This window comes from Sulfurivirga sp., from assembly GCF_015490265.1.
Classification (GTDB): Bacteria; Pseudomonadota; Gammaproteobacteria; order Thiomicrospirales; family Thiomicrospiraceae; genus Sulfurivirga.
The window spans coordinates 1-14,804 of the sequence record NZ_WFYD01000122.1 but is presented as its reverse complement, the minus strand read 5'-3'; the positions used below and the strand labels follow the sequence as shown (position 1 = coordinate 14,804).

Annotated in this window: 14 protein-coding genes, 1 tRNA gene and 1 pseudogene; 9 read left to right on the top strand and 7 right to left on the bottom strand. The window is 62.2% G+C overall.

From position 1 onward, the window contains the following. Positions 1–406 (top strand): annotated as a pseudogene (locus F8K16_RS07970) (primosomal protein N'); the annotation flags it as partial. Between the two features lie 8 nt (positions 407–414). Here F8K16_RS07970 and F8K16_RS07965 read toward each other — a convergent pair. Then, complete coding sequence (locus tag F8K16_RS07965) at positions 415–1,650, bottom strand: hypothetical protein (RefSeq protein ID WP_294949121.1); 1,236 nt, start codon at positions 1,648–1,650, stop codon at positions 415–417. Positions 1,651–1,720: 70 nt separating this feature from the next. After that, positions 1,721–2,896, bottom strand: a complete 1,176-nt coding sequence (locus F8K16_RS07960; RefSeq protein ID WP_294949118.1) for an SAM-dependent methyltransferase — start codon at positions 2,894–2,896, stop codon at positions 1,721–1,723. A gap of 60 nt (positions 2,897–2,956) precedes the next feature. Here F8K16_RS07960 and F8K16_RS07955 point away from each other — a divergent pair, with 60 nt between their 5' ends. Together F8K16_RS07955 and F8K16_RS07950 are read left to right on the top strand one after the other, a co-directional pair. Further along, the gene (locus tag F8K16_RS07955) at positions 2,957–3,421 is read left to right on the top strand and encodes a FliG C-terminal domain-containing protein (protein ID WP_294949116.1); all 465 of its coding nucleotides are present in this window, start codon (positions 2,957–2,959) and stop codon (positions 3,419–3,421) included. Then, on the top strand, positions 3,421–3,882 hold the full coding sequence (locus F8K16_RS07950; protein ID WP_294949112.1) for a FliG C-terminal domain-containing protein: 462 nt from the start codon (positions 3,421–3,423) through the stop codon (positions 3,880–3,882). The genes F8K16_RS07955 and F8K16_RS07950 overlap by 1 nt, the downstream gene beginning before the upstream one ends. Here the strand turns inward: F8K16_RS07950 and folB are convergent, their stop codons facing one another. Next, positions 3,883–4,245 (bottom strand): dihydroneopterin aldolase, encoded by a 363-nt coding sequence (folB, locus tag F8K16_RS07945; RefSeq protein ID WP_294949109.1) that lies wholly within the window; start codon positions 4,243–4,245, stop codon positions 3,883–3,885. Positions 4,246–4,282: 37 nt separating this feature from the next. On the opposite strand from folB, the gene plsY reads away from it, so the two are divergent. Beyond that, entirely contained in the window at positions 4,283–4,894 is a 612-nt protein-coding gene (gene plsY / locus F8K16_RS07940; protein ID WP_294949106.1) for a glycerol-3-phosphate 1-O-acyltransferase PlsY, read from the top strand. Between the two features lies 1 nt (position 4,895). Here the strand turns inward: plsY and tsaD are convergent, their stop codons facing one another. Beyond that, on the bottom strand, positions 4,896–5,933 hold the full coding sequence (tsaD, locus tag F8K16_RS07935; RefSeq protein ID WP_294949103.1) for a tRNA (adenosine(37)-N6)-threonylcarbamoyltransferase complex transferase subunit TsaD: 1,038 nt from the start codon (positions 5,931–5,933) through the stop codon (positions 4,896–4,898). A 152-nt stretch (positions 5,934–6,085) separates the two neighbouring features. Between tsaD and rpsU the strand changes: the two genes are divergently transcribed. From rpsU to F8K16_RS07910, 5 genes are all read left to right on the top strand, one after another. Next, positions 6,086–6,307 (top strand): 30S ribosomal protein S21, encoded by a 222-nt coding sequence (rpsU, locus tag F8K16_RS07930; RefSeq protein WP_294949100.1) that lies wholly within the window; start codon positions 6,086–6,088, stop codon positions 6,305–6,307. A 5-nt stretch (positions 6,308–6,312) separates the two neighbouring features. Next, a complete protein-coding gene (locus F8K16_RS07925) occupies positions 6,313–6,762 on the top strand; it encodes a GatB/YqeY domain-containing protein (RefSeq protein ID WP_294949098.1) in 450 nt (149 codons plus the stop codon). A gap of 68 nt (positions 6,763–6,830) precedes the next feature. Next, positions 6,831–8,552 (top strand): DNA primase, encoded by a 1,722-nt coding sequence (gene dnaG, locus F8K16_RS07920; RefSeq protein ID WP_294949095.1) that lies wholly within the window; start codon positions 6,831–6,833, stop codon positions 8,550–8,552. A gap of 150 nt (positions 8,553–8,702) precedes the next feature. After that, positions 8,703–10,520 (top strand): RNA polymerase sigma factor RpoD, encoded by a 1,818-nt coding sequence (gene rpoD / locus F8K16_RS07915; RefSeq protein WP_294949128.1) that lies wholly within the window; start codon positions 8,703–8,705, stop codon positions 10,518–10,520. A 94-nt stretch (positions 10,521–10,614) separates the two neighbouring features. Continuing rightward, positions 10,615–10,690 (top strand) — tRNA-Ile (locus F8K16_RS07910). 20 nt (positions 10,691–10,710) lie between these two features. Here F8K16_RS07910 and F8K16_RS07905 read toward each other — a convergent pair. From F8K16_RS07905 to F8K16_RS07895, 3 genes are all read right to left on the bottom strand, one after another. After that, the gene (locus tag F8K16_RS07905) at positions 10,711–12,483 is read right to left on the bottom strand and encodes an FIST N-terminal domain-containing protein (RefSeq protein WP_294949092.1); all 1,773 of its coding nucleotides are present in this window, start codon (positions 12,481–12,483) and stop codon (positions 10,711–10,713) included. A 45-nt stretch (positions 12,484–12,528) separates the two neighbouring features. Further along, positions 12,529–13,635, bottom strand: coding sequence for an anhydro-N-acetylmuramic acid kinase (locus tag F8K16_RS07900; protein ID WP_294949124.1), 1,107 nt, complete (start codon positions 13,633–13,635; stop codon positions 12,529–12,531). Then, on the bottom strand, positions 13,635–14,804 hold a 1,170-nt coding region (locus F8K16_RS07895; RefSeq protein ID WP_294949089.1), incomplete at its 5' end, for a peptidoglycan DD-metalloendopeptidase family protein. The genes F8K16_RS07895 and F8K16_RS07900, both read right to left, overlap by 1 nt.

Below are 14,804 nucleotides of genomic sequence, written 5' to 3'. Positions count from 1 at the left end.
GGTGCTCATCGAGACCCGACAGCCGCAGCATCCCTTCTGGGCGCAGCTGCGTTCGGGCGGCTACGCGGCCTTCGCCGAGGCGGCGCTGGCGGAGCGGCAGGCCGCCTGTCTACCCCCTTTCTGGCATCAGGCGCTGGTGACGGCGCAGGCCACCCGCCTTGAGGCGGCGCAGCAGTTTCTTGCCGAGGCGGCGCAACGGCTGCGTGACCGTTCGGGCGTGGAGGTGCTGGGGCCGGTGGCCGCCCCCATGCTGCGCAAGCAGGGCCACTGGCGCTACCAGCTTTGGCTGCAGGCGCCCGAGCGCGGGCCGTTGCACGGGGCGCTCGATGCGCTGCTGCCCTGGTTGTGGCGGCACGGCGGCCACCGGGTGCGCTGGGCCATTGACGTGGATCCTATGGAGATTTGATGTGGATTCTATGGAGATTCAAAAAGTACACATGTGTTTTGGTTAGGTTTGTTTTTTTCTTGATTAATATTGCTTTGCTTATCATGTGGTTTGTATAGTTTTAAATAGTTGATATTTCTATGAGGAATAAATGTAACTCCACTCTTATTGCAAAGGTAGATTCCTGTAGAAGATGTCCATACGATTTCTCCAGTTATATTTATGTTTGAATTCTGGTTTTTTGTTTGTAAAAAGTATGTGATTCCGGGTTTTCCGGAAAGGCCAATGTAATAAAGTAAAGTTCTTTTTAGGTTGGTGGGCATCATAATTAAGGATATATACAATATAAGGATCCCTATTATTGTTAGTATCAAGGTGTCAAATTGGAGTCGTATAGTTGTGAATAGAGGGTTGTCTGAGTTAATTATTCTTGTTATCGTATTTATAAAAATTCCGGCTAGATCGGATATGTAGGCTATAAAGAGTAGAAATAAAAATAAATTTATCAAAAGGTTTAAATTGTTTATGTGATCGCTTTTTAGATGAACGACTAGGAGAAGACCGAGAAAAATAAGGTAAGGTGCTGCTAGTGCTAGTATGTGAGGTTTCGTATTGGGGGATGTTTTTTTGTAGGTTTTAATGGCAAGGATGTTTAGGGTGATCAAAAGTGCTATTCCCTCCAAGATTGATATGCTTAGGGCGTTTATTGGATCTTGGGAGAGAAAGTTAAAATAAGACAAAGGGAAAATCAAAAGTATATATATTGTTTTTCTGAATGACCCAAATATTTCTTTAGTTTCCTCCTTGAGGAGTATTATGGCGATAGAGAAAAAGAGTGTGAATGAGGGTGAAAAAAAATCAAAGTTTTTTGAAATTATTGAATAGAGTGCTATAGAGGAAGATAATATAAGGGTAATCGTAAGAGAAGTTGTGCACTTCGTTGTCTCTTCTATTGTCTGCATTAGTTTCAGAGAGATTTTTTCTGAAAGTCGACGGCTGTTGGTATTGGTGCTGCCTTTTATGATTGTTGGTGTATTGCTAGTGGTTTTTTCCAGGGTCATGGTTAATAGTATTATGTCGTCTGAATTGAATATTATTATTATGTGTAAAAGAAGCACAAAAAATGATAGGGATGCTAGAGTGAGAGTTTCTAAGTAAATAGGAGCTGGTAGTTCTAGTTTGGAAATGTATCCATTTATAAGTAAAAAGCCGGCTATTATAGAGAGTGGTGCTATAAGCTTAATGAAGATATTTAGGGTTTTCATTTGGTTTGGTTTCTTTTGTTTGATCGGGAGTTGGTTTGGTTTTTGTGGTAGGCTAGATTTGGGATTATGATTATAGTAAGTGGCGCAGGTCCATGAGCTGAAAGCCCATCAGCGGACGGTCGATGCCCCGGGTCAGCGCCATGACCTTGAACACCTCGCCCATTTCGTCCGGCAGGGTGAGGGTCTTGATCTCCTGCGCCAGCCTGAGCTGGTCCACCACCGGCAGGTCGGTGGGGACGGACTCCAGCAGTCCCGTGCTCATGAGAAAGTGCGCCTGGGTGGTGAAGCCGGCGACGCGGAAGCCGGCGTCGAAACCGGATTCGGCCACTTCGGTGAAGTCCACATGGGCGGTGATGTCCTGCAGGCCGGGCCACAGCAGCGGGTTGTCGTGGACGCGGTGCTGCCAGAAACAGCGCAGCGAGCCCTTGCTGCGGGCGGGCTGATACAGCTCCTGCTGGGCGAAGCCGTAGTCGATCAGCAGCACGGCGCCCTGTTCCATGAAATCGGCGAGGCTCTTGAGCCACGGGTGGATGTTGAGGTTGACCTCGGCCACATAGCCGTGGCGGTCCGGCTGGGCCAACGGACGCAGGCCGTCGGCCACCCGCTGCAGGGTGGCGTCGGTGATGGGCAGCTCGCATTCCACCAGCTCGCCGTCCTGTTCATCCACGCCGAGACGCACGGCGCTGTCGGGGGTGAGGCGCAGGCGCTCCACCGGCATGGCGTCGAGCACCTCGTTGGCCACGACCACGCCATGCCAGCCGGCATCTGGCAGGCGTTCCAGCCATTCCACACGGGCGAACAGTTCGGGGGAAAGCTCTTCCCGCAGGAAGGTGCGCTGGCGCGCGGCCAGCTCACCGCTGACTTCCATGATCTGATAGCGTTCCGGCAGGGCGTCCAGTTCGGCCAGTGTGTGTAGTAGGTCACGGGCCAGCCGGCCGGAGCCGGCGCCGAACTCCAGCAGGTGGCCGTCGGTGAGGGTGTCGAGTACTTCGGCCACCTGCCGGGCCAGACACTGGCCGAACAGGGGTGAGCGCTCCGGCGCGGTGACGAAGTCCCCTTCCGCGCCCAGTTTGGGCGCCGGGCCGCTGTAGTAGCCCAGCCCCGGCGTGTAGAGGGCCTTCTGCATGTATTCGGAGAAGGGCATGGGACCGTTCCGGCGAATGGCGGCGACGATGCGGGCCTTGAGGGTTTCGCTGCGGGCCAGCGACTCGGCGTCGGGTCGGGGCAGGTTCAGTTTGGCTTTCATGGGCGTTATTATGCATATTGGCAGGTTATTTGCTGTCGGCACCCGGAGGAGGTCGTCCGTATGAAGGTGGGCATCAGAAAGGTTCATGAAGACGAGTGGTGGGTGGAGATCGGCTGCGCCACGCTCAGGCTCAACTATTTTCAGGTGGAGCTGCTCAACATCGTGCTCAAGGAGGCGCTGCGGCTGGCGGAGGGCGGCGAATACGACCTGCTCAAGGGGTTCGTGTCCCTGAGCCACAAGCTCAACCTGCTGTCGGACACGGATCTGCAGCTGCTTCTGCGTCAGGTGGACGATCAGGATCTGGCCCTGTGGCTGCGGGTGCTGGATGACGCCGCACTGCGGGAGCGGGTGCTGCACAATGTGGGACCGCTGGTGGCCCGACAGCTGGAGCAGGATCTGGCCGAGGAGCAGCCGGTGGAGACCGAGGCGGCCATGGCGGCCATCGAACGGATCATGCGGCGCGCCTTCGAGCTGGACGCCCGTGGCGAGATCGAGTTTCAGACCGAAGTGACGGAATACATCTGATGGACATCGACATTCGCAGACTGAAGGACGGCCACATTCAGCTGGACTTCGGCCAGGTGATGCTCAATCTGCCGCCGGCGGCCATCGAGGCGTTGCAGCAGGTGGTGGACAAGCGCCTGAACATGTCCGGCGAGGCGGAGCGGGCTGCCATCCGCAAGAAGCTGGCGGTGTTCCGGGATCTGGCCAACAAGCTTGCCCACATGGACGACCGCATTCTGCAGTGGATCCTGCCGCAGCTGACCCCGGAACAGCTGGTGACGCTGGTGCGCCTGTCGGAGGGGGACTATTTCTATCAGAAGGTGCTGCGCAACCTGTCCAGGACCAATCGGCGCCAGTTCGAGGAGGACTATCAGCGCCTCGACCGCATCACCCAGCATCAGGCGGTCATCTACATGGAGCAGATCATTCCGCTGCTCAAGCAGGCGGCCCAGCGGCAGAAGCAGCTGGAGGCGGAGGGCTGATCAGCCACGCTCGCGCCAGAGGCGCACGCCCACGCTGCGGGTCTGCGGCAGAATGGCCGGCTTGCGCACGGTGATCTCGATGGCCTGCAGGGGCGGGAAGGCCTCGAACAGGCATCGGCAGGCCTCTTCCGCCACGGTTTCGATCAGTTCCACGTGGGTTTCCAGCATGGCTTCCAGCAGGCGCGCCACTTCGGCGTAGTCCACCCCCTGGCTCAGATCGCCGCTTTCGGCCACCTCCTTCAGCGGCAGGTAGAGCTTCAGGTCGAACAGCAGCGGCTGGCGCACCTGCTTCTCCCACGGCAGAAGACCCACCAGCGCGTCAATGCGCAGCTCTTCCACCAGAATGCAGTCACGGGGGGTCATGGTAGAATTCGCTCCTCAGTTCTGACTGGAACGACCCATGTTAGCATCTCTGATTCTTCTCATCGTCGGCGCCTACCTGCTGGGCTCCCTTTCCTCGGCCATCATCGTCTGCCGGCTGATGGGGCTGGGGGATCCGCGCGAGGCCGGCTCCGGCAACCCGGGAGCCACCAATGTGCTGCGCATCGGTGGCGAGAAGGGACGGCTGGCGGCCGCCATTACCCTGCTGGGTGACCTGCTCAAGGGGCTGCTGGCGGTGCTGGCGGCCCGGGCCTTCGGACTGGAGGGCTGGTGGCTGGCGCTGGTGGGCTTCGCCGCCTTTCTCGGACACCTGTATCCTGTGTTCTTCGGCTTCCGTGGCGGCAAGGGCGTGGCCACCTTTCTTGGCGTGCTGTTCGGCCTCAATGTGTGGATGGGGCTGGCCTTCGCTGCCATCTGGCTGTTCGTGGCCAAGGTGCTGAAGATCTCCTCCGTCTCCGCGCTGGCGGCCAGTGCGCTGTCTCCGCTGTATGTCTGGTGGCTGTCCGGGCAGGATGTGCGCCTGACCGCCGTGGTCACGCTCATGGCCGCATGGCTGTGGTGGCGTCACCGCAGCAACATCGTCCGGCTGATGCGGGGCGAGGAAAAGGCGCCAGTGGGCGGCGACCGCTGAATCAGGCCGGTGCGTCGATCGGCGGCAGGTCTTCCAGCGACCAGCGCGCCCGGGGCGAGAAATCCAGATCGCTGCGTTGCCCGGCCAGCAGGCGCTGCGCCCCGGCGTAGGCGATCATGGCACCGTTGTCGGTACATAGCCTCAGTGGCGGGAAGAAGGCACCGCCGCCCGCCTCCCGCGCCACCTCGGTCAGGCGCGTCCGCAGGGTGCGGTTGGCGCTCACCCCGCCGGAGACCACCAGCCGCTTCATGCCCGTCTGTTTCAATGCCCGCCGGCATTTGATGGCCAGCGTTTCCGCCACTGCGGTTTCGAAGGCGCGGCAGATGTCCGCTTTGGTCTGCTCGCTGTCGTCTCCTGCGGCCTGCGCCGCCTGCCAGGTGTTGAGCACATAGGTCTTCAGGCCGCTGAAGCTCATGTCCAGCCCCGGACGGTCCACCATGGGACGGGGAAAGCGGTAGCGGTCCGGATCCCCCTTTTTGGCCAGCTCGGAGACGGCCGGACCGCCCGGGTAGCCCAGTCCGAGCAGCTTGGCCGTCTTGTCGAAGGCCTCGCCCACGGCGTCATCCAGCGTTTCGCCCAGCACCCGGTAGCGGCCGATGCCCTCCACCGCCACCAGCAGCGTATGGCCGCCGGAGACCAGCAGGGCGACGAAGGGAAAGTCCGGCTTCTCATCGCCCAGCATGGGCGCGAGCAGGTGGCCCTCCATGTGATGGACGCCGATGGCGGGCACATCAAGGGCAAAGGCCAGCGAGCGGGCGAACCCGGCGCCTACCAGCAGCGCCCCCAGCAGGCCGGGGCCGGCGGTCCAGGCGATGCCGTCAACGTCGGTCAGCGCAAGATCGGCCTGTTGCAGCGCCACCTGCGTCAGGGGCGCCACACGGCGGATATGGTCGCGGGAGGCCAGCTCCGGCACCACGCCACCGTATTCGGCGTGCAGTGAAATCTGGCTGTGCAGCGCGTCGGCCAGCAGGCCCCGCTCCGTGTCGTAGAGGGCCACGCCGGTTTCATCGCAGGAGGATTCGATGCCGAGAATGATCATGGAGAGGCATTTTACACACCGTAAAGTCGTAAAACCGGCGTGGGTCGGTCGCAGCCGGCGGTTTTTTGTCATGTCCTCTTGCGCCGGAGCAGTCGGGGTCCTTATAATTCCCGTTTTCCTTCAATCGTTTAACAGGAAGAGAGAAGCCGAACATGCCAGTAGTAAAGATTCGTGAGACCGAACCCTTTGACGTCGCCCTGCGTCGTTTCAAGCGCGCCTGCGAGAAGGCGGGCATCATTGCCGAAGCGCGTCGGCGCGAGTACTATGAGAAGCCCACCTGGGCGCGCAAGCGCAAGAAGGCCGCGGCCATCAAGCGTCTGGCCAAGCGTCTGGCTCGTGAGCGCCGCCGCATGATGCAGAACCGTCGTCACTGATCATCATGTCCGACCTGAAGAAACGCCTGACCGAAGAGATGAAGGCCGCCATGAAGGCGGGCGACAAGGCGCGTCTTGGCGTGGTGCGCAGCATGCTGGCCGCCATCAAGCAGGTGGAGGTGGACAGCCAGAAGCAGCTGAGCGACGAGGAGATCATCGCCGTGCTGGACAAGCAGGTCAAGCAGCGGCGCGACTCCATCCAGCAGTATGCGGAGGCCGGTCGGGAGGATCTGGCCGAGCAGGAGCGCTATGAGATGAGCGTGATTCAGGAGTTCCTGCCCCAGCCGCTCAGTGATGAGGAGATCGCTGCGCTGATCGATGAGGCCATCGAGGAGACGGGTGCCGCCGGCATGCAGGACATGGGCAAGGTGATGGGCGTGCTCAAGCCGAAGATGCAGGGCCGCGCTGACATGGGCGAGGTGAGCAAGCAGGTGCGCGCTCGTCTGGCCGGCTGATCACGCAACGGCCACAGCTTCTATAATGGAAAGCCCGCATCCGCGGGCTTTTCGCATTTGAGGGCGGCATGAAAGGCACCATTCCCCGCGATTTCATCGAACAGTTGCTGGCGCAGACGGACATCGTGCAGGTGATCGGCCAGCGTGTGCCGCTGAAGAAGGCGGGGCGCAACTATGTGGCCCGCTGCCCCTTCCATGACGAAAAGACCCCCTCGTTCAACGTCAGCCCGCAGAAACAGTTCTACCACTGCTTCGGCTGCGGCGCCAGCGGGGACGCCATCCGCTTTCTGCAGGAGTATGACGGGCTCAGCTTCGTGGACGCGGTGGAGCAGCTGGCGCAGCAGGCGGGCCTCAGGGTGCCCTACCGGCAGCTGAGCCCGCAGGAGCAGGCGCAGCGTCAGCGGCAGGAAAGTCTGTATGACCTGCTGCTGCGGGCGGCCCGTTTCTACCGTCACCAGCTGCGGGACCATCCGCAGGCGGAGCGGGCCAAGGCCTATCTCCGTCAGCGGGGTCTGACCCCCGAAATTGCCAAACAGTACTATCTGGGCTATGCGCCACCCGGCTGGGACAGCCTTTCGGCCGAGTTTGCGCCTCTCGATCAGTATGAGCAGAAGCTGCTGGAGGCGGGTCTGCGCATCCGCCGCGAGGGGCATCAGGGCAGCTACGACCGCTTCCGCGATCGCATCATCTTTCCCATCCGCGATCTGCGCGGGCGGGTGCTCGGCTTCGGCGGACGGGTGCTGGGGGATGAAAAGCCCAAATACCTCAACTCGCCGGAGACGCCGGTCTTTCACAAGTCGCAGGTGCTCTACGGCTTTTACGAGCTGATGCAGCGGCGTGAGAAGGCGGACTTTCTCATTGTCACCGAAGGCTACATGGATGTGATCGCCTTGGCGCAGCACGGCGTGGGCAACGCAGTGGCCACGCTGGGCACGGCGGTGACCGAGCAGCATCTTCAGCTGCTCTACCGTCATGTGAACCGGGTGGTGTTCAGTTTCGACGGAGATGCCGCCGGGCGCAAGGCGGCGTGGAAGGCGGTGGAGCTGCTGCTGCCGCAGCTGAGTGAGCAGCAGAGCGCGCAGATCCTCTTCCTGCCGCAGGGGGAGGACCCGGACTCCCTGGTGCGTCAGCAGGGGCGGGAAGGTTTTCTGCGCCGGGTGGCGGCGGCGCCGGATCTGCCCACCTTCGTGGTGAGTCAGATCGAAGCCGGCCTGCCGGTGCCGGTGAGCGAACAGGAGGGACGGCGACAGTTTCTGGCCGAGGTGACGCCCTGGATCCGTCAGGCGCGCGGCTGGTATCAGGCGGCGCTGACCGAGCAGGCGGCCGCGCGCCTGGGACTGAAACCCTGGCAGCTGGCCAAGCAGCTGGGCATTTTCGTGCCACTGGCCGGCAATGGTGCGGGGACACGCTCCTCCGTGTCCACGCCACCGGTGCTGGGGCTGCCGCACCGCATTCTGCGCCACCTGATGCGGGACCCGCTGCTGACCGGCGAGTTCTTCCGTCCCGAGGATCTGGAAGCGCTGCGGGGCGTGGACATGGCTGGCATGGATCTGCTGGTGGAGGCCGTGGCACAACTGTTGCATGAACCTCGCGCGGAGACGGTGGCGCGGCTGCTTGAGGCGCGGGGCGAAGGCGCGCTGCTCAAGGCGCTGGAAGAAGCGCCGCTGGCGGAGGATGCCGGTGAGCGCCGGCAGGCGCTCACTGCACTGGTGGAGGCGCTGCTGCGTCAGATCGCGCTGGCGCAGACGGACGATCTGGAGACGCTGCTGGCCTTGAAAAAGTCCCGTTAGATCATATTGTTAAGTGGCGCAGGCGGCATGGATTGTCGCATTTCTGTGTTATAATGAAAAATTCCGCGCAGCATTCTTGGTGTTACGGAACAGCGCCCGATTCCGACCCCGCTTCAGAGCATACATACGCGCGAAGAATCATCTGACACGATCACGAACGCGAGAGGTTCCAACCAATCTATGGCACAGGCAACAACCCGACAGGAACGCAAACAGCAGCTGATCGACCTGATCGATCGCGCCAAGGAACTGGGCTATCTGACCTACGCGGACGTCAATGACGTCATGCCGGAGGGTGTGGAGGAGGATCAGGTCAACCAGGTGATCACCATCCTCAAGGACTTCGGCATTCCCTTCTTTGACTCCACCCCGGATCAGGACGAGCTGATGACCGTCGAGGGCGGCGTGTTCGACGAAAAGGCCGCCGAAGCCGCCATGATCGCGCTGTCGGAGGTGGATTCCGAGTTTGGCCGCACCACCGATCCGGTGCGCATGTACATGCGCGAGATGGGGGCGGTGGAGCTGCTCAGCCGCAAGGGCGAGATCGAGATCGCCCGTCGCATCGAGGCGGCGCAGCGGGACATGATGAATGGACTGGCGCGCTACCCGTTGCTGGCCGAGCGTATTCTGGATGCCTTTGAGCGCATCGACGAGGGCGAGGGCAAGGTGGCCGATGTCATTCAGGGCTTTCTGCGTCCGGAGGACTTTGAGGAGATTCCGGACGAAAAGCTCAACCCGGACATCGACAATGCCGAGCCGAAGGATGGGCTGGACCCCAAGGAGCTGGAGGCCTTCGTCGAGAAGCTGAAGAAGCTGCACGTTGCCGCCGAGCGGGCCGAGGCCAGGCATGGCGCCGACGACGAGAAGGCGCGCAAGAAGCGCGAGCAGGTGGTCGAGCATCTGAAGATGGCCAAGCTCACCCCCACCTTCACCAGCGCCCTGCTGGAAGAGCTCAAGGACAAGATTTCCCAGATCCGCAAGTACGAGCGCAGCATTCTGGAGCTGGCGGTCAACCAGTGCGGCGTGCCGCGCAAGGACTTTCTCGAAATCTACATCGGCAATGAGATCAACCGCGAGCTGGTGGATCTGCTGATCGAGCGTTGCCCGCAGGCGGCGGAGAAGCTGGAGGCGGCGCGGCCCGACATCCAGCGGGCGCAGAAGCGGCTCAAGATGATCGAGAGCCGCATGCCCATCAGCCACTTCAAGGCGCTCTACAAGGACATCTCCAAGGCGGAGCAGCGCATGCGCGCCGCCAAGCGCGAGATGGTGGAGGCCAACCTGCGTCTGGTCATCTCCATCGCCAAGAAGTACACCAACCGCGGCCTGCAGTTCCTGGACCTGATTCAGGAGGGCAACATCGGCCTGATGAAGGCGGTGGACAAGTTCGAATACCGTCGCGGCTACAAGTTCTCCACCTACGCCACCTGGTGGATCCGTCAGGCGATCACCCGCTCCATTGCCGATCAGGCGCGCACCATCCGCATTCCGGTGCACATGATCGAAACCATCAACAAGCTCAACCGGGTGCAGCGCCACCTGATCCAGAAACTGGGGCGCGAGCCTACCGCCGAGGAGCTGGCCGAGGAGATGGAGATGCCGGAGGACAAGGTGCGCAAGGTGATGAAGATCGCCAAGGAGCCCATCTCCATGGAAACTCCGGTGGGGGACGACGAAGACTCCTCACTGGGCGATTTCATCGAGGACACCAACATCCCCAATCCGGCCGAAGTGGCCGACCGCGAGGCCATGGCCGAGACGGTGCAGGCCATGCTGGATTCCCTCTCGCCGCGGGAGGCCAAGGTGCTGCGCATGCGTTTCGGCATCGACATGAACACCGACCACACCCTTGAGGAAGTGGGCAAGCAGTTCGATGTCACCCGCGAGCGCATCCGCCAGATCGAGGCCAAGGCGCTGCGCAAGCTGCGTCATCCCTCCCGGGCGGATCGGCTCAAGAGCTTTCTGGAGTAAGGCGATCCTCTGACGAGACAGGCCCGCTTCGGCGGGCCTTTTCGTATCCGGAGAACGGGCGGGGCGCTGGTATAATAGCGCCCGCTTTCCTTCCGCCCCCTTAGCTCAGCGGTTAGAGCTGCCGACTCATAATCGGTAGGTCGCTGGTTCGAATCCAGCAGGGGGCACCATTCCTGGTTTTCGCCATTTTTCACTCTTCCGCCTGCGGCGTCTGTTCCGGCAGCCCGTCTTCGGGCGGGGTGTCCTTGGCCACTTCGACCCGGGCGCGGCCCTTCTCTTTGGCCTGATAGAGGGCTTCGTCGGTGCGTTTGAGCAGAGTGTCCAGTTCCAGTGCGGGATCACAGCCGGTCACCCCGGCGCTGAAGGTGACCGGGAAGCCGAGGCAGCGTTCACTTTCACCGTGGAAGCCCGCCAGCAGCTGTTCCAGTCGTGCAGAGGCCTGTTCTGGCGTGGCGCCACGCAGAATGATGAGAAATTCCTCGCCGCCCCAGCGAATGAGTTGATCATCCTGGCGCAGTCGTCTGCGGATGAAGCTGACCAGAAGTTTGAGCACGCGATCCCCCGCCTGGTGGCCATGGATGTCGTTGATCTGCTTGAAATGATCCAGGTCGAGCATGGCAAGAGCGACCGGCCCAGCCTCGTTGCTTGAGCGCAGCAGGGTGAGAATGCGCTCGCCGGCGAAGCGGTTGAGCGCGCCGGTGAGCGGATCGTGCTCGGCGATGAAGGTGGCCCTGCGGTTTTCGCCTTCCAGCCGCGAGCTGATGTAGCGGGCGAAGTTGGCCATGGCCGTCAGCATGAGGTCTGCCTCCCGTCGGCTCGGCACCGGACACCGTATGGTGCGGGTGCGTGGCGGCACGGTGTGCTCGGTCAGCGCCAGCAGAGTGGTGGTGTTGTTCATCAGGGCATTGTGGCCGTTGATGCGCCCCAGCTCGCCATAGGTGAAGAAACCGCAGGTCTCGGCGATGTCCTGCAGTGGGGTCAGTTCATGTTCGATCTTCTCTTTCAGCAGCATGTGCCGGCCGATACAGGAGTAGGTGAGGATGGCCTCGATTTCCTTTTCCGCCAGCTGCAGGCTCTCCTCGCAGGACTCGCGCACGATGCTTTCCGGCGAGCCGATGCCGAACTGGAAGGTGGCGCCTTCCGGCACATTGCCGGCCATGATCATGTCGCCTTCTTCCGTGTGGGCCACGCACACCCGCGCCAGCTGAATGTCATCCTCCAGCTGCAGAATGATGGGGAAGGCCATGGTGAGCTGTTCCAGTTTGTCCGGAATCAGCTGAACGCCGAAGACGTTCTGATAGAAGCGGATGGCGGGAATGTGGTTGATCTCCTGCAGGCGGTTGCCCTGCGAGCGGGTGATGCGGAACAGCGGGCCGATGGGGTGCCAGTTGAAGTTGGCGTGCTGATGCACCTCCAGCGGACCATAGAGGGCGGCGGCCACGGCGCCGGTTTCGATGAAGCGCGTGCGGTCGAACACCAGGGTTCGGCGGAAGGCCATGTTGTCTCCGGCCAGTCCCCCGGCCAGCGGCACGGCGGGCGCTACCGACTCGATGCCACGGGCCAGCGCGTCGCCATTGGTGTGGATGCCGTCGGCCAGCACGATCAGAGCGGCGGGCTTTTCATCCCAGCACAGGGTGCGCGCCAGCTCGCGACCGTTCTCCTCCGAGTCGGCGCCGGACGCGGTGTGGGTGCGCACCCGGCAGCGCTCGAAGGCCAGTGCACTGATGACAATGGCATTCTGCCGGGTGCTGCCGGAGAGAATCTCGCCGCCTGTGGTGGCGCCGATGATGCAGGCGTCGGCAAAGCGTTCGCCCAGCGCCTCCAGCAACGGCGTCAGCACCGCTTCGTCCGTGGTGCCGGCAAATACCTGCAGCAGCAGGCTTCTGTATGGCGTGGCGGCGACCTTGTTTTCCAGTTCGTCCAGATCTTCGGGCGTGCGGTAGTGCAGGGAGAATGCGTGCATGGCGCAGTCCGTCAGCTGAGTCAGATTGGCGTTGGGTGCGGCATTTTAACGGATGCCGTCCACTTCAGGCATCGGCTTCGGCAGGTGCAGCGCGCCATAGAGGCCGGGCTGCCGGGCGCCGGTGATGCCGGTGTAGTCCAGCGGCTGGCCGGTCCAGCGTTTCCATGCCAGCCAGGCGAACAGCAGTCCTTCTACCGCGTCCGGACGGGGTCTCCCCCATTTTTGCGGGGTCGCCGCTTGTCCGCCACCGAAACGGCTCAAAAAATCCCGGATTCTGGCCATCAGCACCGGGTTTTCCGCGCCGCCACCGCTGATGAACACCTTTTGTGGCCGGTGGGGCGCCAGATCGTGGGCCAGTGCCGCGGCAGTCAGCGCGGTGGCGGTGGCCATCAGGTCTTCCGGAGGAAGCGGCCTTTCCAGCGTCCGCTCCAGCCAGTGCAGATTGAACTGTTCCCGTCCGGTGCTCTTGGGCGGCGGGGCGGAGAAGTATGGGTGACGCAGCAGGGTGGCCAGTGCCGCCTCGTCCACCTGGCCGGAGGCTGCGATGCGCCCGTCCCGGTCGAATGGCTGGTCAAAGTGGCGCTGGGCGATCTCGTCCAGAATGCCATTGCCGGGGCCGGTGTCCCAGCCGGTGACGCCGCTGTCATCAATCAGCGACACATTGGCGATGCCGCCGATGTTGACGAAGGCGCACGGGCGGGGCTGGTCGCGGCACAGCTCGGCGTGGAACAGGGGCGCCAGCGGCGCACCCTGTCCGCCCAGGGCCAGGTCGCTCTGGCGGAAGCCGGCCACCACGGGCAGGCCTGTGGCCGCCGCCAGCGCGTCGGGGCTGCCCAGCTGAACGCTGAAACCGTGGGTCGGGTCGTGCCACAGGGTCTGGCCGTGAAAGCCGATGGCGGTGATGGCCTGACGCTCATGACGGGCCAGAAAGGCGTTGACGGCATCGGCGAAAGCGGTGTCCAGCTGCTGCTGCAGCGGGCCCAGCTGGCTGAGCGTGGCGTGGCGTCCGGGTAGCTGGCGCAGTGCCTGCTGCAGCGAATCAGGGAAGGGCAGGGTGTCGAAGTCGATCAGGCTGATGCCATCGGCGAAGTCCGCCAGGGCGATGTCGATGCCATCTGCGCTGGTGCCGGACAGAACGCCGAGAAAGCGCATCACTCGAACTTGGCGGCCAGTCGGGTGTCGCTGTCGAGCCGCTTGAGGTGGGCCATCATCTGATGCACCCGCTGACGGAAGACAGTGCGGTATTTCTTCGGCACCGGCGAGGCGTCCGGAAAGCGCACCTTGAGCGGGTCCACATGCCGGCCGTTGATGCGGAACTCGTAGTGCAGGTGGGGACCGGTGGCCCAGCCGCTCTGGCCGATGTAGCCGATCACCTGCCCCTGCTTGACGTAGCTGCCCTTGCGGATTTTGCCGAAGCGGGACATGTGGGCGTAGACGGTGGTGTACTTGCGTCCGTGCTTGACCATCACCACGCGGCCATAGCCCCGCTTCCAGCCCTTGAAGATGACCCGGCCGTTGCCGGTAACGTGAATGGGCGTGCCGGTTCTGCCGCCGTAGTCCACGCCCCGGTGAGCCTTCCAGCGGTGCTGGATGGGGTGCCAGCGCTTGAGGGTGAAGCGGGAGGTGATGCGCACATAGTCCACCGGGTTGCGCATGAACGCCTTGCGCAGGTTGTGGCCCTTCTCGTCATACCAGCCGAGGGTCCTGCCCTTTTTGTCGGTGAGCAGAAAGGCGCGGTAGGTCTTGCCGCTGGTGTTGACCTCGGCGGCGACGATGCGCCCGTCGCCGATGTGGTCGCCGTTCAGGTAGCGCTGCTCGTAGATCACCTTGAAAGTGTCGCCGGGGCGCAGCTGGCGGGCGAAGTCGATTTCCCACTGATACAGATTGGCCAGATTCATGATCACCTTGTCGGACAAGCCGGCCTGCTTGCCGGAGAGGTAGAGGCTGTTGCGGATGGTGCCGGAAGCAGTAGCCAGATGGATCTCCACCGGCAGTGTCTTCTTCCTGATCTGCCAGCGTTTGCCGTCGCGGGTGGCCACGATCTGCGTGGTGCGGTTGATGTGGCGGATCACCTCCACCGGCTGGTCGTCCTGGTAGCGCACCTCGAAGCGCTCGCCGGGCACGAAGCGGGTCAGCCGCTTGTGTCTGTCGGCATGGGCCAGGGCATAGATGTCCGCCGCCTTCATGCCGGCCCGTCTGAGTACACTGGCGAGAATGTCCTTGCGACCGGCGGTGGCGGTGCGGGTGTCGGTTGCGGGATCAGCGGCGGCGTCCGCGCTCTTTCCCGTGGAGGCGGGCGTTTCGGGGGTGTGCCCGGGGGG